16 protein-coding genes are annotated in these 17,248 nt (G+C 64.5%); 2 read left to right on the forward strand and 14 right to left on the reverse strand.

Annotated elements, in window-relative coordinates:
• Positions 1-6: 6 nt before the first annotated feature.
• From ureG to HR9077_RS01280, 14 genes are all read right to left on the reverse strand, one after another.
• A complete protein-coding gene (gene ureG, locus HR9077_RS01210) occupies positions 7-642 on the reverse strand; it encodes an urease accessory protein UreG (protein ID WP_136064292.1) in 636 nt (211 codons plus the stop codon).
• Positions 643-668: 26 nt separating this feature from the next.
• Positions 669-1,373, reverse strand: a complete 705-nt coding sequence (locus HR9077_RS01215) for an urease accessory protein UreF (protein ID WP_136064294.1) — start codon at positions 1,371-1,373, stop codon at positions 669-671.
• Positions 1,363-1,899, reverse strand: coding sequence for an urease accessory protein UreE (gene ureE / locus HR9077_RS01220; RefSeq protein WP_136064296.1), 537 nt, complete (start codon positions 1,897-1,899; stop codon positions 1,363-1,365). The genes HR9077_RS01215 and ureE overlap by 11 nt, the downstream gene beginning before the upstream one ends.
• A 133-nt stretch (positions 1,900-2,032) precedes the next feature.
• Positions 2,033-3,736, reverse strand: coding sequence for an urease subunit alpha (gene ureC / locus HR9077_RS01230; protein WP_136064298.1), 1,704 nt, complete (start codon positions 3,734-3,736; stop codon positions 2,033-2,035).
• Positions 3,733-4,107: an urease subunit beta gene (locus HR9077_RS01235; protein WP_136064300.1), complete on the reverse strand. Its 375-nt coding sequence runs from the start codon at positions 4,105-4,107 to the stop codon at positions 3,733-3,735. The genes ureC and HR9077_RS01235 overlap by 4 nt, the downstream gene beginning before the upstream one ends.
• A gap of 10 nt (positions 4,108-4,117) precedes the next feature.
• Positions 4,118-4,420, reverse strand: a complete 303-nt coding sequence (gene ureA, locus HR9077_RS01240; protein ID WP_136064302.1) for an urease subunit gamma — start codon at positions 4,418-4,420, stop codon at positions 4,118-4,120.
• A gap of 293 nt (positions 4,421-4,713) precedes the next feature.
• Positions 4,714-5,619 carry an urease accessory protein UreD gene (locus tag HR9077_RS01245; protein WP_136064304.1) on the reverse strand — a complete coding sequence of 302 codons (906 nt, stop codon included), beginning with the start codon at positions 5,617-5,619 and terminating at the stop codon, positions 4,714-4,716.
• Complete coding sequence (gene urtE, locus HR9077_RS01250; protein ID WP_136064306.1) at positions 5,616-6,344, reverse strand: urea ABC transporter ATP-binding subunit UrtE; 729 nt, start codon at positions 6,342-6,344, stop codon at positions 5,616-5,618. The genes HR9077_RS01245 and urtE overlap by 4 nt, the downstream gene beginning before the upstream one ends.
• Complete coding sequence (urtD, locus tag HR9077_RS01255) at positions 6,344-7,168, reverse strand: urea ABC transporter ATP-binding protein UrtD (protein WP_136064308.1); 825 nt, start codon at positions 7,166-7,168, stop codon at positions 6,344-6,346. The genes urtE and urtD overlap by 1 nt, the downstream gene beginning before the upstream one ends.
• Positions 7,165-8,292: an urea ABC transporter permease subunit UrtC gene (gene urtC, locus HR9077_RS01260; RefSeq protein ID WP_136064310.1), complete on the reverse strand. Its 1,128-nt coding sequence runs from the start codon at positions 8,290-8,292 to the stop codon at positions 7,165-7,167. The genes urtD and urtC overlap by 4 nt, the downstream gene beginning before the upstream one ends.
• A 3-nt stretch (positions 8,293-8,295) precedes the next feature.
• Positions 8,296-9,918: an urea ABC transporter permease subunit UrtB gene (urtB, locus tag HR9077_RS01265; RefSeq protein ID WP_136064312.1), complete on the reverse strand. Its 1,623-nt coding sequence runs from the start codon at positions 9,916-9,918 to the stop codon at positions 8,296-8,298.
• A 78-nt stretch (positions 9,919-9,996) separates the two neighbouring features.
• Positions 9,997-11,271, reverse strand: coding sequence for an urea ABC transporter substrate-binding protein (gene urtA / locus HR9077_RS01270; protein ID WP_136064424.1), 1,275 nt, complete (start codon positions 11,269-11,271; stop codon positions 9,997-9,999).
• 346 nt (positions 11,272-11,617) lie between these two features.
• Complete coding sequence (locus HR9077_RS01275) at positions 11,618-12,712, reverse strand: GGDEF domain-containing protein (protein WP_168380867.1); 1,095 nt, start codon at positions 12,710-12,712, stop codon at positions 11,618-11,620.
• A 155-nt stretch (positions 12,713-12,867) separates the two neighbouring features.
• The gene (locus HR9077_RS01280) at positions 12,868-14,673 is read right to left on the reverse strand and encodes an acyl-CoA dehydrogenase C-terminal domain-containing protein (RefSeq protein ID WP_136064316.1); all 1,806 of its coding nucleotides are present in this window, start codon (positions 14,671-14,673) and stop codon (positions 12,868-12,870) included.
• 168 nt (positions 14,674-14,841) lie between these two features.
• On the opposite strand from HR9077_RS01280, the gene HR9077_RS01285 reads away from it, so the two are divergent.
• A complete protein-coding gene (locus HR9077_RS01285) occupies positions 14,842-15,306 on the forward strand; it encodes a flavodoxin family protein (RefSeq protein ID WP_136064318.1) in 465 nt (154 codons plus the stop codon).
• 226 nt (positions 15,307-15,532) lie between these two features.
• Entirely contained in the window at positions 15,533-17,203 is a 1,671-nt protein-coding gene (locus tag HR9077_RS01290; RefSeq protein WP_136064320.1) for a BCCT family transporter, read from the forward strand.
• Positions 17,204-17,248 lie beyond the last annotated feature (45 nt).

Below are 17,248 nucleotides of genomic sequence, written 5' to 3' on the forward strand. Positions count from 1 at the left end.
AGTGGATCAACCGGCGGCAAGCACACTTGGCCGCCGTTCCGGCAACATGCCGCGATCGAGGATGAAGGCGATGATGGTCTCCAGCCCGACCCCGTCGTGCAGGTTGGTGAACACGAACGGCCGCTCGCCGCGCATCTTGCGTGCGTCGTGGTCCATGACCTCCAGCGAGGCGTGGACGTACTCGGCGATGTCGATCTTGTTGATGATCAGCAGGTCGGACTTGGTGATGCCCGGCCCGCCCTTGCGCGGGATCTTGTCGCCGGCGGAGACATCGATGACGTACAGGGTCAGATCGGAGAGCTCGGGACTGAAGGTCGCCGACAGGTTGTCGCCGCCGGACTCCACCAATACCAGTTCCAGGTTGGGATGGCGGCCGTGCAGATCGTCGATGGCGGCCAGGTTCATCGAGGCATCCTCGCGGATCGCGGTATGCGGACAGCCCCCGGTCTCGACCCCCAGGATGCGATCAGCGGCCAACGCATCGTGCTTGAGCAGGAAGTCGGCATCCTCGCGGGTGTAGATGTCGTTGGTGACCACGGCGATATCGTAGTGATCGCGCAGGGCCAGGCAGAGCTGCCTGAGCAGTGCCGTCTTGCCGGAGCCTACCGGGCCGCCGACACCGATGCGCAAGCAATGATTCATGGCGTTACTCCTTCCTTTATTGCCGCTCAACTGCGAAATAGACGCGAATATTGGGTTTCATGATGCGCACTGGCCAGGGCCAGGCCCGGCAATGCCGGACCGAGCTCGTCGTCGCCCAGCGCCAGGGCCGTGTCGACCGCCGTCACCAGTTGCGACCGCAGGCGCTCGATCAAGCGCTGTGCCGCCGTCTGCCCCAGCGGCAGGGCCTTGCAGGCCACCGCCAGCTGGTTTTCCAGCCAGGCCCAGGCGAAGCCGAGCAGGCTGTCACGGACCGGGATAGCGTGCTGCCGGCTGGCGAGTGCGAACATCACGGCGTAAGTCGGCCGGGATGGCAGCACCGGCGAGGTCGGCAGTCGATCCAGCGAGCGCAACAGCCGCACCATGGCCTCGCCGAGCCGGAAATCCTCGGCGGCCAGTTCGGCGGTTTCGCGATTGGCCTGCAGCCAGTCGTTCCATGCGGCGAGAGTATCTGCGTCGTCGGCCTGCCAGGCGTCGTACAGGCGCGCCAGCACCGGCAGGTCGCAACGGGTCAGGCCATCCTCGAGCACGCCTTCCAGCCATTCACCGAGGGTGGCTTCGTCGCTCACCCAGCCCAGCTCGAAGGCACTTTCCAGCCCCTGCGACCAGGCGAACGCGCCGATCGGCAGCGCCGGGCTGACCAGTTGCAGCAGGCCCAGCAGGGCCAGGTCGTCCCTGCCGGCCTGGCCCTGCGGCGTAGGCTCAGTGGGCATGGCCGGGCTCGTGGTCATGCTGGTGGCTGTGTGAATGATCGTGACCATGTCCATGACCGTGGCTGTGGCCTTCGCCCTGGGAGTAGGCGCCCGGCTCGGGGTCGAATGGCGCCTGGTGATGATCGAGCGTCGCCCCCAGGCGTTCGGCCAGTTCCTCGAGAACATGATCCGGTGGAAAGCGCACCCAGCCCTGACCCGATGAAGGGTGTTCTTCACCACCGATGGCCAGCGAGACATGTCGGTTGCCGAGGTGATAGCACAGTCGTGCAAGGGCCAGCGTCCCTTCGATGCGTGCGGTCACCACCGGCTCGTCGGCCGCCTCGATGCGAATCACCTCGCCGCTCTCGGCACGCAGCCCTTCGCCAGCGCGCAGTACCGGGCCGCGGTCGAGAAACACTCCCAGCACACGTCCGGCATCGCTCAGCGCCTTGAGGCGCCCCCGGCAACGCTGCTCGAATGGCAGCGTCACGCTATCGCTGGCCTGTTCCGACGTGACCGGCCCCAGGCGTTCAATCAGTTTCAACATGCGTTCGACTCCATTTCCGGCCACGAGCTCGTAGCTCGTAGCTCGTAGCTCGTGGCTCGTAGCTCGTGGCTCGTGGCTCGTAGCTCGTAGCTCGTAGCTCGTAGCTCGTAGCTCGTAGCTCGTAGCTCGTAGCTCAAAAAAGATGATAACGCTGGGCAAGTGGCAACTCCGTCACCGGCTCGCAGGTCAGCAGTTCGCCGTCGCAGCGCACTTCGTAGGTCTGCGGATCGACTTCCAACTGCGGGCAGGCGTCGTTGAGTTTCATGTCGCGCTTGCGCACGCCGCGCACGTTCCTGCAGGCCGATAGCGGACTGGCCAGCCCCAGCCGTTCACCAATACCGGCATCGATGGCCGCCTGGCTGACGAAGGACAATCGCGTCGCACTGGCTGCCTTGCCGAAGGAACCGAACATCGGCCGGTAATGCACCGGCTGCGGCGTGGGGATCGAGGCATTGGGATCGCCCATCGGCGCGGCGGCGATCATGCCGCCCTTGAGAATCAGCGCCGGCTTGACGCCGAAGAACGCCGGACTCCACAGCGTCAGATCGGCCAGCTTGCCGACCTCCACCGAGCCGACCTCATGCGCGATGCCGTGGGTGATCGCCGGGTTGATGGTGTACTTGGCGATGTAGCGCCGGGCACGGACATTGTCGGCGCCGCGCTCGGTGTCTTCCGGCAACAGGCCGCGCTGCACCTTCATCTTGTGGGCGGTCTGCCAGGTCCGGCAGATCACCTCGCCGACCCGCCCCATGGCCTGGGAGTCGGAGGCGATCATCGAGATCACGCCCAGGTCGTGGAGGATATCCTCGGCGGCGATGGTTTCGCGGCGGATGCGCGAGTCGGCGAAGGCCACGTCCTCGGGAATGTTGGGATCGAGGTGGTGGCAGACCATCAGCATGTCGAGATGCTCGTCGATGGTGTTCACCGTGTAGGGCCGCGTGGGGTTGGTCGACGACGGCAGCACGTAGTCCCTGGAACAGGCGGTGATGATGTCCGGCGCATGGCCACCGCCCGCCCCTTCGGTATGGTAGGTGTGGATGCCGCGTTCCTTGAACGCCGCCAGGGTGTCCTCGACGAACCCCGACTCGTTGAGGGTGTCGGTGTGGATGGCGATCTGCACGTCGTACTTTTCGGCCACGCTCAGGCAGTTGTCGATGGAGGCCGGCGTGGTGCCCCAGTCCTCGTGCAGCTTGAGCCCCATGGCGCCGGCCTCGAGCTGGGCCGCCAATGCCTCGGGCAGGCTGGCATTGCCCTTGCCGAGCAGGCCGATGTTCATGGGCAGCGCGTCCACCGCCTGGAGCATCTTGCCGATGTGCCACGCACCCGGCGTGCAGGTGGTGGCGTTGGAGCCGGTGGCCGGGCCGGTGCCACCGCCAAGCATGGTGGTCACGCCGCTCATCAGCGCCTCCTCCACCTGCTGCGGGCAGATGAAGTGGATGTGAGCGTCGATGCCGCCGGCGGTGAGGATCTTGCCCTCGCCGGCAATGATCTCGGTGCCTGGGCCGATGACGATCTCCACATCCGGCTGGGTGTCTGGGTTGCCGGCCTTGCCGATGGCTTTGATCCGCCCGCCCTGGAGCCCCACGTCGGCCTTGACGATGCCCCACCAGTCGAGGATCAGCGCATTGGTGATCACCGTGTCCATCACCGCGTCGTCATGGCGTTGGCTCTGGCCCATGCCATCGCGGATGACCTTGCCACCGCCGAACTTCACCTCGTCGCCGTAATGGGTGTGGTCCTTCTCGACCTCGATCCACAGTTCGGTGTCGCCCAGCCGCACCTTATCGCCCACTGTCGGGCCGTACATGTCGGCATAGGCCTGACGCGTGATCTTCATGACTGATCTCCCTTGCCGTCGGGACCGGAAGTAGACGGGGTTCGCGCGGCAGCGGGCGCGGTAGAGAGTAGCGGGCCCATGACCTCGCCGCGGAACCCATAGATGTGCCGCTTGCCGACGAAGGGAATCAGGGTCACCTCGCGGCTCTGGCCGGGCTCGAAGCGAATCGCCGTGCCTGCCGCCACGTCGAGGCGATAGCCGCGCGCCTTGTCGCGGTCGAAGATCAGCGCCGGGTTGGCCTCGGCAAAGTGGTAGTGCGAGCCGATCTGGATCGGCCGGTCGCCGGTATTGGCAATCTCGACGGTGATGCGCTCGCGCCCCGCGCAGAGTTCGATCTCGCCGTCCTTCAATTGGTATTCCCCGGGAATCATCGAGAACTCCTTACACAATGGGCGAATGCACCGTGACCAGCTTGGTCCCATCCGGAAAGGTGGCTTCCACTTGGACCTCGTCGACCATTTGCGGCACGCCTTCCATCACGTCGTCACGGGTCAGGATTTCACGCCCGTAGCTCATCAGCTCGGCGACGCTCCTGCCGTCGCGGGCGCCTTCCATGATTTCGGCGCTGATCAACGCCACGGCCTCGGGATAGTTGAGCTTGAGGCCACGCGCCTTGCGGCGTTCGGCAAGCAGTGCGGCGGTGAACAGCAGCAGCTTGTCCTTGTCTCTGGGGGTCAATTCCATCGCAGTAGCTCCCAAGTCATGTCGTTGAAATTCGAGCTTCGGGCTTCGGGCGCCATGTTCGGGGCGCTGTGAAGAGCGGCTTCGGCTTCGGCTTCGGCTTCGGCTTCGGCTTCGGCTTCGGCTTCGGCTTCGGCTTCGGCTTCGGCTTCGGCTTCGGCTTCGGCTTCGGCTTCGGCAGCATTCTAGCTCGCAGCTCGTGGCCCGCAGCTCGCAGCTCGCAGCTCGTGGCCCGCAGCTCGTGGCTCGTGGCCCGCAGCTCGTTGCCCGCAACTCGTGGCCGGCACGAAGTGCCGCTACGTCATCCAAATCCTCGGCACGCATGCCTCACGCCCGCACAGCGAGGGTCGCAGTACGCTCCAGGCGCGTTGACAGAGATTCCAGGCTTCGTTGCGGGAGTCGCCGAGGTAGCGCAGCAATAGCACGTCGTGGCGCAGCGTCACCGCCCAGCGTGGCGACGCCGGCAAGGCGTCTCTCAGCGATTCGACACAGGCCGACGGCGAATCGAGGCCCACGGCCCAGAGCGTGGCCTGTACCGTCGCCCCGCCCTGCCCCCAGCACCCGCGAAAGCGCGGATGTTCAGGGTCCAGCGGCTGACGCTCCAGCCACAGCGGCCGGCCCTCGCGGGTCAGGCGGAAGCGCTGCTCGATCCGTCCGCTTTCGAACGGCAAGCGGCTGGCAGGCCGACCCAGCGCCAGGACTTCCCAGCCCAGGCAGCGGGCATCGCTATCCAGCGCGATCTCGGTGGTCTGCACGCCACGCGAGCCGTCGAAGCACAGGGTTTCCTGGGGTAGCCACTCGAGGCAGCCACCACTGGCGACGTTGAGATGCACGTGCTGCCCCCAGGCCACGCCCTGACTGTCGGCCCGGTAGAGCTTGGCCGCCGCCGGGGTGGTGAGCAGCGCATGCGCGCCTTCCTCTACCTCGGCATCGATGCGCAGTTCGTCACCGCTGACCAGCCCGCCCGGAGGATGCAGCAGGTAGACGTGACACACCTCGCCCTCGGGGTAGAACGGGCGCTGTACACGCAGCGGCCCACGGTGCCGGGCACGCACCAGCCGGGTGCGGTCGCCGTGCATGTCTCGGCGCGTGTCTCGACGAAAGCCCAGATCGATCGACGCGGCCCAGCGCCGCCCGGCGTCAAAGCGATGCCCCGAGTCGTCGGGCAGGGCTTTGCCACATGGCGAAGTCAGCGCCGTCATACCGTCAGGTGCTGCTTGATCAGGTCGTCGGAAAGCGCGTCGACACCGCCCTTGGCGACGGTACGCCCGCGGTCGAGTATCACGAAACGGTCGGCGAACTTGCGCACGAAAGGCAACTTTTGCTCGGCCAGCAGCACCGTCATGCCATCCTCGCGATTGAGCTTGCGGATCACTTCACCGATCTCGGCGACGATATTGGGCTGGATACCCTCGCCCGGCTCGTCGAGAATCAACAGGCGTGGCTCGAGCACTAGGGCGCGGCCGATCGCCAGTTGCTGCTGCTGACCGCCGGACAGGTCGCCGCCGCGTCGATGGCGCATCTCCTTGAGTACCGGAAACAGCTCATAGATGCGCTCGGGAATCGTGCGGCGGCCGTTGCCGCGGCGGCCGTTGCCGCGTTGCTTGTCGCGCCGCGCCGCCAGACCGGTGCCCAGGTTTTCTTCCACCGTGAGCAGCGAAAATATCTGGCGCCCCTGGGGCACATAACCGATGCCCAGCCGCGAGCGATCCTCGATGCGCTTGTGAGTCAGCTCGATGTCGCCGTCGTAGCGCAGCGAGCCGCTCTTGACCGGAACCTCCCCCATCACGCACTTGAGCAGCGTGGTCTTGCCTACGCCGTTACGCCCCATCACGCAGGTGCATTCACCCTGGGGCACGTCCAGCGAGAGGTCCCACAGCGTATGGCTTTCCCCGTAGAACTGGTTGAGCTTGTCGACTTGCAGCATCAGATTCCCTCCCCCAGGTAGACTTCGACCACGCGGGGATCGCTTGCGACCTGGTCCATGCTGCCCTCGGCAAGCACGCTGCCCTGGTGCAGTACCGTGACCTTGCGGGCAATGGAGCGCACGAAGCCCATGTCGTGCTCGACCACCACCACCGACTGCTTGCCGGCCAGGCTGGTCAACAGCTCGCCGGTGCGTTCCATTTCCTGCTCGGTCATGCCGGCCACCGGCTCGTCGACCAGCAGCAGGCGGGGGCGCTGCATCAGCAGCATGCCGATCTCCAGCCACTGCTTCTGACCATGGGAGAGGATGCCTGCGGCACGATCCCGCTCGGCCTGCAGGCCGATCATCGCCAGCACCTCGTCGATGCGATCGCGGGCCTCGCCGGACAATCGGGCGACCAGGGTGGGCATGACGCGCTTGTCGGCGCTCATCGCCAGCTCCAGGTTCTCGAACACGCTCAGTGCCTCGAACACCGTGGGTTTCTGGAACTTGCGACCGATACCCAGGGTAGCGATTTCCGGCTCGTTCATGGTCAACAGGTTGTGGCGGCTGCCGAACCACACCTGGCCGCGATCGGGTTTGGTCTTGCCGGTGATGATGTCCATCATGGTGGTCTTGCCGGCGCCGTTGGGGCCGATGATGCAGCGCAGCTCACCATCGTCGATGGTCAGGTTGAGATCGTCGATCGCCTTGAAGCCATCGAAACTGACGCTGACATCCTCGAGATAGAGGATCGGGCCGTGACGAACGTCGACGGGCGACTCGTGGGGAACCAGGAATTCGAACACCCGATCCCGGTTCGCCAGCGATTGCAGAATGCTCATGCGGTAGCCTCCTTGGCACCCTTGGCCGATGCAGCGGGCGTGCTGCGCTTGCGCTTGGCAAACAGGCCTGCCAGTCCTTGCGGTAGCATCACCGTGGCGACCACGAACAGCCCGCCGAGCGCGAACAGCCAGGCGTCGGGCATCACCCCGGTGAACACGGTCTTGGCGTAGTTGACCAGGATGGCGCCGATCACGGCGCCGTAGAGCATCGCCCGGCCGCCCAGCGCGACCCATACCACGATCTCGATGGAGAACAGCGGCGAAAACACACTGGGGTTGATGATGCCGACCTGGGGTACATACAGTGCGCCAGCGACTCCGGCGAGCATCGCCGAGACCACGAACACGAACAGCTGCACGCGCTCGACCCGGTAGCCCAGGAAGCGGGTCCGCGCCTCGGCGTCCCGCGAGGCCACGCAGACCCGGCCCAGCTTGCTGGAGACGATGGCACGGCACAGCCAATAGCCCAGCCCCAGGGCGATGCCGGAGGCCACGAACAGGCCCAGGCGAGTACTGTCGGCGCTGAGATCGAAGGTCAGCAACTCCTTGAAATCGGTCAGGCCGTTGTTGCCGCCGAAGCCCATCTCGTTGCGGAAGAAGGCCAGCATCAGGGCAAAGGTCAGCGCCTGGGTAATGATCGACAGGTACACGCCGGTGACCCGCGAGCGGAAGGCCAGAAAACCGAATACCAGCGCCAGCAGACCGGGCGCCAGCAACACCATCAGAAAGGCGAACCAGGCCATGTCGAAGCCATGCCAGTACCAGGGCAGCGACTCCCAATTGAGGAACACCATGAAGTCCGGCAGTAGCGGATCGCCATAGACGCCGCGGTCGCCGATCTGACGCATCAGGTACATGCCCATGGCATAGCCGCCCAGGGCGAAGAAGGCGCCATGGCCAAGGCTGAGGATGCCCAGGTAGCCCCAGACCAGATCCACCGCCACGGCAAGCAGGGCATAACACAGATACTTGCCGAGCAGGGTCACGGTGTAGGTGGAGACATGCAGCGGATGCCCGGCGGGCAACAGCAGGTTGAGCAGGCAGACGGCGACCAGTGCCGCGGTCAGCACGCCGATGAAGACTTGCGTATTACGTTCGGTAGCCGGTTTGGCGAGCCAGTGCATGGATCAGCCCTCCGCCGCACGGCCCTTCTGCGGAAAGAGTCCGCGAGGGCGTTTCTGAATGAACAGGATGATGAACACCAGCACGATGATCTTGGCGAGAATGGCGCCGGCCCAGGGCTCGAGGACCTGATTGATGACGCCCAGCGACATGCCGGCCACCAGCGTGCCCCACAGGTTGCCGACCCCGCCGAACACCACGACCATAAACGAGTCGATGATGTAGCTCTGGCCGAGATTGGGCCCGACATTGGTGAGCTGCGACAACGCCACGCCGGCCAACCCGGCCACGCCGGAGCCCAGCGCGAAGGTCATGATGTCGACGCGTGTGGCGCGGATACCCATGGCACGCGCCATGGCGCGGTTCTGCGTCACCGCGCGCACTTCCAGCCCCAGACGGGTCCTGCGCATCACCAGCATGAGGCCGGCGAATACCACCAGCGCAAAGCCCAGCACGTAGAGACGATTGAGGGTCAGCGACAGTGCCTCGTTGATGACCAGCGAACCGCTCATCCACTCCGGCGTCACCACCGTGCGGTTGAGGGGCGAAATCAGCGTACGCACCAGTTGCTGCAGGATCAGGCTGACGCCGAAGGTGGCCAGCAGCGTCTCCAGCGGGCGGCCCTTGAGGAAACGGATCACGCTGCGCTCGATGATGATGCCGGCGATCGCCGCGACCAGAAAGCCAGCGGGAATCGACAGGATCAGCGCCAGTCCGGGCTGGCCCGGCAGCAGTTGCTGCATCATCCAGGTGGTATAGGCGCCGAGCATGATCAGCTCGCCATGCGCCATGTTGATCACGCCCATGACGCCGAAGGTGATGGCCAGGCCGATGGCGGCCAGCACCAGCACCGAGCCCAGGCTAAGCCCGAAATAGAGCGTCTCTGCGGCACGATTGAGCTTGAGCTTTTGTTCGATGCTCGCCAGGGCCCGCCGAGCGGCTTCGGCGGCCTCGCCTTCGCCGGCAGCGACGCCATTGAGTGCGGCGCGCATGGCAGGGTTCAGACTCCCCGACAGCGTATCGATGGCAGCATTGACGGCTGCGCCATCGCCGCTTTGCAGCCGATGGATGGCCAGGGCCTGGGCGAGCTTCTCGCGCACGGCCGGGTTCTCCTCGGCGTCGAGGCGTGCAGCCAGGGGCCCGACCAGGTTGCCGTCGACCTTGCCGAGCAACCGATCGGCGCTGACCAGGCGCTCCTGCACCGTGGGGGCGTCGAGGTCGAGCACGGCCATGGCACTGCGCAACTGGTTGCGCAGCGCGTTGTTGATGGTGATTCGATCGATGTTGCGTCGCGAAACCTCGCCCAGGGGCGCGTCGTCTACGGCATCGATGACCGTCCAGTCACGGCCGCTGTTATCGGTGACGATGACGAAACGACCGCTATCCTCGAGACGCTGCAGCTTGCCGTCGAGCAGCGCGGTCAGCCAGGTGCGCGTGCGCGGGTGCCCGCTGGCGATCAGGGCCTGGATGGCCTCGCCCTTGTCGGCATAGGAGTCCGCGGCCAGGGCAACCAGTTCGGGGGGAGCGTCCTGTTCTGCGCTGTCGGTCTGCTGTGCGAGGACGGGAAAGGTCAACGCGACACAACACCAGAACAGGAGCGAGACTTCGAGCGTCCGCAGGAGGTTCATGCGGGTGTCCTTTGAGTGGCGTGTGGTTGTGGCTGTTGGGTGCGATCCGGCCGCTTGCGGCCGGACCGTGCATGCGTGTTACTGGCTGGCTGCCTGTGCTTCGCCGCCGCCACAGCTCTTCTCGACCACGTTGTAGTTGCCGCACTCCAGCGGCTTGCGCCAGTCGCTGATCAGATCGCGCGAGCCGGGCAGGTAGTCGGACCAGGCATCGCCGGCCACGGTGGAAGGGGTCTGCCAGACGATCGAGAACTGGCCGTTGTCCTGGATTTCGCCGATCAGCACCGGCTTGGTGATGTGATGGTTGGGCATCATCGCCGCGTAGCCGCCGGACAGGTTGGGCACGCTCACGCCGATGATCGCGTCCTTGACCGCATCGACATCGGCGGTGCCGGCTTTCCTGACTGCCTCTTTCCACATGTTGAAACCGATGTAGTGGGCTTCCATGGGATCATTGGTCACGGCGCTCTCGTCGCCGGTGTATTCGATCCAGTTGTCGATGAAGTCGTAGTTGGCATCGGTGTCGACGCTCATGAAGTAGTTCCAGGCGGCCAGGTGACCGACCAGCGGGGCGGTATCGATGCCCGAGAGCTCCTGTTCGCCCACCGAGAAGGCGATGACCGGGATGTCGGCGGCGTCGATGCCCTGGTTGCCCAGCTCGCGATAGAACGGCACGTTGGCGTCGCCGTTGATGGTCGAGACCACGGCAGTCTTCTTGCCGGCGCTGCCGAAACGCTTGATCTCGGAGACGATGTTCTGCCAGTCGGAGTGCCCGAACGGCGTGTAGTTGATCATGATGTCTTCCTGCGCCACGCCATGACCCTCGAGGTAGGCCTCGAGAATCTTGTTGGTGGTACGCGGGTAGACGTAATCGGTCCCGGCCAGCACCCAGCGCTCGACGCCGACGTTGTTCATCAGGTAATCGACGGCGGGGATCGCCTGCTGGTTGGGCGCGGCGCCGGTATAGAAGACATTCTCTGAAGATTCTTCGCCTTCATACTGCACCGGGTAGAAAAGTAGACCGTTGAGCTCCTCGACCACCGGCAGCACCGACTTGCGCGACACGGAGGTCCAGTTGCCGAAGATCACGTCGACCTTGTCCTGCTCGAGCAGTTGGCGCGCTTTTTCGGCGAACAGCGGCCAGTCGGAAGCCGGGTCGACGACCACCGGCTCGAGCTGGCGTCCCAGCAGGCCGCCCTGAGCATTCTGCTGTTCGATGAGCATCAACATTTCGTCCTTCAGCGTCGACTCGCTGATCGCCATGGTGCCGGACAGAGAATGCAGAATGCCCACCTTGATGGGATCTTCTTGCGCGAACGCAGGGACGGAGATTCCCAGACCGACCATGGAAGCCATAATCCATTGATGGAAGTTGCGGGTATGCACTTGAGTCTCCTTGCTTATGTTGTCTTTGTATCCAGCGAGAACGACTATCGGGCCATTACTGGTTACTATTTTTGGACAAACAACTATCGCAAGGGCTGTGCCACTTCCTCGATAACCTTTTTTAGTCCTTAAAATACAATGACTTGACAAAACTTGAGGCACTATCATAAAACTTCGCCCGCACAATTATGGTGCACGCATGAAGAAACAGCGCCCCATGAGCGGGCCTTGACCGTCCGAAGCGCACCGGTTTGGCGCAAGGCGCGGTATACAAAACAGGCGTGGTCGTTAACCGTGCAAAAGTATCAGGCTGGCGCTAGCGGGACAGGATGAGCAGGTCGTCACTGACGACCAAGCGCCGGCGTCCGGCACGCTTGGCGCTGTACAGAGCCCGGTCGGCCAACTCGAACCACAGGGTCACCGAACCTTTCTCGGGAGCCAGCGCGCCACCGCCACTGAAATGAATCTCGCCGTGAGCCAACGGCTGTAAACGACATCGCTCGCGAAGCTGCCTATCGAAGGCCTCGAGCAACGCCTGGGAGGCGCGCGGCATCAGAACGCAGAACTCCTCGCCACCACAACGTCCGACGATTGCATCGTATTGCCGGGCGATTTCGCCGAGCAGCGCGGCAAAGTGCAGCAATGCCTGGTCACCGTAGGGATGACCGTAGTTGTCGTTGACCTGCTTGAAGTGGTCGAGATCATAGATCAGCAGCGCCAAGTCCGGCTTATCGCCTGCCAACTCGGCCTCGGCCGTTTCGTGAAAGGCTGCATGATTGAGCAGACCGGTCAGGCTGTCCCGACGCGCCTGTTCACGCAAGCGCGCCGCATAGTCGCGGCTCAGGCGCCGCTCGCTCTCCACGCGGCGAATGTGGCCACTAACCATGACCATAAGGATCGCCACATTGAGGTAATAGCTGAAGATCAGGTCGGCGGCCTGCTGGGTGGCACTCGGATAGGCCGCAATCCAGCTGGGGTGATAGCTTTCGAGCAGGATCATCAACGCGGGCATGATCAGAAACCCTGCCAGGACCAACCACCGCCGCCAGCCATGGGCTGGAATCACTCCCAGCGAATAGGCCGCCGCCATCAGGAAGAACATCAGTGTCGGCCCCGACATGCCCTGGTTGAACAGCCAATTGACCGGCATCATCACGAAGATGATCAACAGGCAGAACCACCAGGCCATCCGCTCGGCATCCGCGCGCCAACGTGAGCGATACCACATCCACAGCACGGTCAAAGCAAAGCCTTCGAGAAGCAGACCGTATAACGGCGGACTCAACGACAGAATCACGTTGAACATCCCCGAAAAGGCGCCAACCCAGGCTGCAACGAACAGGAACGCCAGGTGCATGCGCTGCAGCGGCGAGTTGGCACCGCCTACCACCACCCGCCAAACACGCGTCACCCACCGCCATGACCTTGCCTTCATTTCGCGTTCACCCGCCTTCGCCACCGGTCGCTCATATGAGTCCGGCCACCGAGCCTGCGGCGGCCTTGGCTGGTTATATCACGCGCTGCTATTGAAATCTTAACCCGCGCAGGGACTCTCTCAGCGGCCATTCAACCCTGCGGGTAGAAGTCCTCCTCGTCCAGATTCATCAACGGCTCGGCGCCCGCCTCGATCTGCCGTTCCAGCGCCTCGATGCGCGGCAACAGGCGTGTCAGGTAATGGCGGCCGACCGCCAGCTTGGTACGGTAGAAGCGCTCGCCGGCAGCGCCGCCTTCGCTCAGCCCACGCTGCGCCGCCCGCATCATCTTCCACCACATCCAGGCGTAGGCGACATGGCCCAGCAGGTTGAGGTAGTCGGCCGCGGCGGCACCGAGCTCCTCCGGCCGCTTGTCGCTTTGTCCGAGCACGTCGGCGGTGACATTCTCGAGCAGCACCAGCGCCAGCGAGATGCGCGTATGCGCATCGTGCAATTCGGGCCCGGCCCGTTCACCGAGGTCCTCGCGCATGGCTGCAACGAACTGCACGAGATAGCTGCCGCGATTGCGGACGAGCTTGCGCCCCACCAGGTCCATGGCCTGCACGCCATTGGTGCCCTCGTAGATCATGGCGATACGCGCATCGCGCACGTATTGCTCGGCGCCCCACTCCACGCAGTAGCCACTGCCGCCGTAGATCTGCTGGGCTTCGACCGTCGCCTCGAACCCCCGATCGGTGAGGAATGCCTTGGCCACCGGGGTGAGCAGCGCGACCAGCGCCTCGGCCTCGTCACGCACCGCTTCCTCGGGGTGGAACTTGGCGCGATCGAGCTGCTGCGCCACGAAGGCGGCAAAGGCACGCCCGCCCTCGTTCCAGGCACGCACGTTGAGCGCCATGCGCCGCACGTCGGGGTGCACCAGGATCGGATCCGCCGGCTGCTCGGGCTGCTGCGCACCACCCGGCGCACGGCTCTGCCGACGCTCGCGGGCGAAGTCCATGGCGCTCTGATAGGCCACCTCGCCCAGCCCCAGCCCCTGGATGCCGATCGACAGCCGCTCGTAGTTCATCATCGTGAACATGGTCGCCAGCCCCTGGTGCGGCTCGCCGATCAGCACCCCCTGCGCTTCATCGAAGTGCATCACGCAGGTCGCGCTGCCCTTGATGCCCATCTTGTGCTCCAGCCCGCCGCAGCTGACGCCATTGGCCTCGCCCAGCGTGCCATCCTCGGCGACCGTGCGCTTGGGCACCAGAAACAGCGAGATGCCCCGCGTGCCCTCCGGCGCATCGGGCAACCTGGCGAGCACCAGATGAACGATGTTGTCGACCATGTCGTGTTCGCCGCCGGTGATCCAGATCTTGCTGCCAGTGATCGCATAGCCGCCGTCCGCGTCGGGCACGGCGCGGGTCTTGATCAGCCCCAGGTCGGTGCCGCAGTGCGGTTCGGTCAGGCACATGCTGCCCAGCCACTCGCCGGCGTACATCTTCGGCAGGAAGCGCTGCTTGATCGCCTGCGAAGCGTGATGATCGAGCAACAGCGCCGCCCCGGTATTCAACGCGGGATACAGCGCGAAGCTTGCGTTGCTGGCATAGAGCATCTCCTCGAAGGCCACGGTGAGCAGCTTGGGCATGCCCTGGCCCTCGTACTCGGGATTGCCGCCCAGCCCGAACCAGCCCCCCTCGGCCAGGGTCCGCCGGGCCTCCTTGAAGCCACTGGGCGTGGTGACCCGCCCCGCTTCGAAACCACACCCCTCGGCGTCGCCGCTCTGGTTGAGGGGAAACAGCTCGGCCTGGGTGACTCGCGCGCCCTCCTCGAGGATCGCCTCGGCAAGGTCGGGGGTCACTTCGGCGGTCCCGGGCATCGCGGCCCACTCCTCGCCGGCCTGAAAGACCTCGTTGAGCACGAAGCGCATGTCGCGCAGCGGCGCCTGATAGCTGGCCATGAAACACTCCTGGAAGCGGTTGGCTGAAAGTACGGTTTGCCTGAATGCACTCGGCAGCACAAGGATTCAAACGGTCGATTGAATACTAGCCCAGACTTCGAACGGGTTATAGCCCGACGTGCGCCCTCGTCGTTTGGCCGACGCGCTCGACGATGGCATGCTGAGCGCATGACCAGACGACTGCTGATCGTGGCGCACGCACCTTCGCCGAACACCCGACGGCTCTGCGACGCCGTCGCGCGCGGCGCCGACCATGACGAGATAGAAGACATCGCGGTGATCGTCAAACCACCGCTCGAGGCCGGACCCGACGACGTGCTTGACTGCGATGCGATCATCCTCGGCACGCCCGAGAATCTCGGCACCATGAGCGGTGCGCTCAAGGATTTCTTCGACCGCAGCTATTATCCGTTGCTGGACGCGCGCCAGGGACTGCCCTGCGCGCTGTACGTGCGTGCCGGACGCGACGGTACCGGCACCCGCCGGGCCGTGGAATCGATCGTTTCGGGGCTGCGCTGGCAATGGGCGCAGCCGCCGTTGATCCTGCAGGGTGAATGGCAGGAACGCTTCGTCGAGCAGGCCGGGGAGCTAGGCCTCTACATGGCCGCCGCGCTGGACAACGGTATCGCCTGAGCTTCTTCATTGCGCCGGCCACGGCCATGCAACCCGGTCGGATTGCATGCTCCGGTGGCAACTGTCGTCACTTTGCGTCAGGATAAAGGCGCTCTTTGAGACGATCTTGCGTGACATATCAAGGCGCAAGACAACATGGACATAGAGAGTACTCCCCACGCAATCTCGACCCGAGGGCGAGTCCTTCGGGACACGCTTTGTACATCGTAACGATACGGAGATGCCCATGGCTGACAATTCCAACAGGCCACCCGACTCGACGCCGCCCGAGGCCCCGGAAGGCATTCCTGCGCCAACCGGTCGCTCGAATCTCATCGACACCGATTACGTCATTGGCCAGGACAACGTCACCACGCGCCGATTCGGTGTGGATGTCGACCTGCACGGCAAGGTCTTCGCGATCTCTTCCTTGCTGATTCTGTTCTTCGTGTTCATCACCCTGGCACTGCCGGACCAGATGGGCCCGATCTTCAACGGCGCCAAGAGCTGGCTGACCGGCAACCTGACCTGGCTGTTCCTGTTCGCCGCCAACATTTTCGTCGTGCTCACGGTGGTGCTGATCTTCACCCCGCTGGGCAAGGTGCGCATCGGCGGCATGGAGGCCAAGCCGGACTTCAGCTACGCCGGCTGGTTCGCCATGCTGTTCGCGGCGGGCATGGGCATCGGTCTGATGTTCTACGGCGTCTCCGAACCGATAACCCACTTCGGAACCTCGATGTCGGGTACCGCCGCGGAGGGCGGCGCGCGCACCGACTGGGCACCGCTGGGCGCCGCCGCGGGCGATGAACAAGGCGCCATCTCGTTGGGCATGGCCGCGACCATCTTCCACTGGGGGCTGCATCCCTGGGCAATCTATGCCGTGGTCGCCCTGGCCCTGGCGTTGTTCTCGTACAACAAGGGCCTGCCGCTGACCATGCGTTCGGTCTTCTACCCGATTCTCGGCGAGCGGATCTGGGGCTGGCCGGGCCACGTGATCGACATTCTGGCCGTGTTCGCCACCCTGTTCGGCCTGGCGACGTCGCTCGGCCTGGGTGCCTCGCAGGCCTCCGCGGGTCTTAGCTACCTGTTCGACACACCCAACACCAACGTGACCATGGTGGTGTTGATCATGGGCATTACCGCCGTGGCCCTGCTATCGGTACTCGCCGGCGTCGACAAGGGTGTGCAGCGCCTGTCGCAGCTCAACATGGGGCTGGCCTTCCTGCTGCTGATGTTCGTCATCCTGGTCGGGCCGACATTGATGATCCTCACCGGCTTTTTCGAGAACCTGACGAGCTATCTGGTGCATCTGCCCGCGCTATCCAATCCGTTCGGACGCGAGGACGTCAACTTCAGCCAGGGCTGGACCGCCTTCTACTGGGCCTGGTGGATCAGCTGGTCACCGTTCGTCGGCATGTTCATCGCCCGGGTCAGCCGCGGCCGCAGCGTCCGCGAATTTCTGATCGCCGTGCTGCTCGTGCCTTCGCTGGTCTCGGTATTGTGGATGACCGCCTTCGGTGGCACAGCCATCCATCAACTGGTGGCCGACAACTTCGAAGGCGTCAAGAACGCCGCGCTCGAGCTGCAACTGTTCGTCATGCTCGGACAACTGCCGCTGGCCAGCATCACCTCCTTCGTGGGCATCGTGCTGGTCATGGTGTTCTTCATCACCTCGTCGGACTCCGGCTCGCTGGTGATCGACTCCATCACCGCCGGCGGCAAGGTCGACGCCCCCAAGCCCCAGCGCGTGTTCTGGGCGCTGATCGAGGGGGCCATCGCCATCGCGCTGCTGCTCGGCGGCGGCCTGATGGCGCTCCAGGCGGCGGTGATCACCACCGGGCTGCCCTTCACGATCGTCTTGCTGGCGGCGTGCTACGCCATCGTCAAGGGGCTGATGAGCGAGCCACGCGCCGCCTAGGCGCATGACGTCACTGCCCATGCAGAGAGCGGCCCGCGGGCCGCT

This window comes from Modicisalibacter radicis, from assembly GCF_900961225.1.
GTDB lineage: Bacteria > Pseudomonadota > Gammaproteobacteria > Pseudomonadales > Halomonadaceae > Modicisalibacter.

Excerpts from the sequence above, each read along its gene's own strand:
- ureG (WP_136064292.1), bottom strand. The coding sequence starts at position 642 with ATGAATCATTGCTTGCGCATCGGTGTCGGCGGCCCGGTAGGCTCCGGC.
- HR9077_RS01215 (WP_136064294.1), bottom strand. The coding sequence starts at position 1,373 with ATGCCCACTGAGCCTACGCCGCAGGGCCAGGCCGGCAGGGACGACCTG.
- ureE (WP_136064296.1), bottom strand. The coding sequence starts at position 1,899 with ATGTTGAAACTGATTGAACGCCTGGGGCCGGTCACGTCGGAACAGGCC.
- ureC (WP_136064298.1), bottom strand. The coding sequence starts at position 3,736 with ATGAAGATCACGCGTCAGGCCTATGCCGACATGTACGGCCCGACAGTG.
- HR9077_RS01235 (WP_136064300.1), bottom strand. The coding sequence starts at position 4,107 with ATGATTCCCGGGGAATACCAATTGAAGGACGGCGAGATCGAACTCTGC.
- ureA (WP_136064302.1), bottom strand. The coding sequence starts at position 4,420 with ATGGAATTGACCCCCAGAGACAAGGACAAGCTGCTGCTGTTCACCGCC.
- HR9077_RS01245 (WP_136064304.1), bottom strand. The coding sequence starts at position 5,619 with ATGACGGCGCTGACTTCGCCATGTGGCAAAGCCCTGCCCGACGACTCG.
- urtE (WP_136064306.1), bottom strand. The coding sequence starts at position 6,344 with ATGCTGCAAGTCGACAAGCTCAACCAGTTCTACGGGGAAAGCCATACG.
- urtD (WP_136064308.1), bottom strand. The coding sequence starts at position 7,168 with ATGAGCATTCTGCAATCGCTGGCGAACCGGGATCGGGTGTTCGAATTC.
- urtC (WP_136064310.1), bottom strand. The coding sequence starts at position 8,292 with ATGCACTGGCTCGCCAAACCGGCTACCGAACGTAATACGCAAGTCTTC.
- urtB (WP_136064312.1), bottom strand. The coding sequence starts at position 9,918 with ATGAACCTCCTGCGGACGCTCGAAGTCTCGCTCCTGTTCTGGTGTTGT.
- urtA (WP_136064424.1), bottom strand. The coding sequence starts at position 11,271 with ATGGCTTCCATGGTCGGTCTGGGAATCTCCGTCCCTGCGTTCGCGCAA.
- HR9077_RS01280 (WP_136064316.1), bottom strand. The coding sequence starts at position 14,673 with ATGGCCAGCTATCAGGCGCCGCTGCGCGACATGCGCTTCGTGCTCAAC.
- HR9077_RS01285 (WP_136064318.1), top strand. The coding sequence starts at position 14,842 with ATGACCAGACGACTGCTGATCGTGGCGCACGCACCTTCGCCGAACACC.
- HR9077_RS01290 (WP_136064320.1), top strand. The coding sequence starts at position 15,533 with ATGGCTGACAATTCCAACAGGCCACCCGACTCGACGCCGCCCGAGGCC.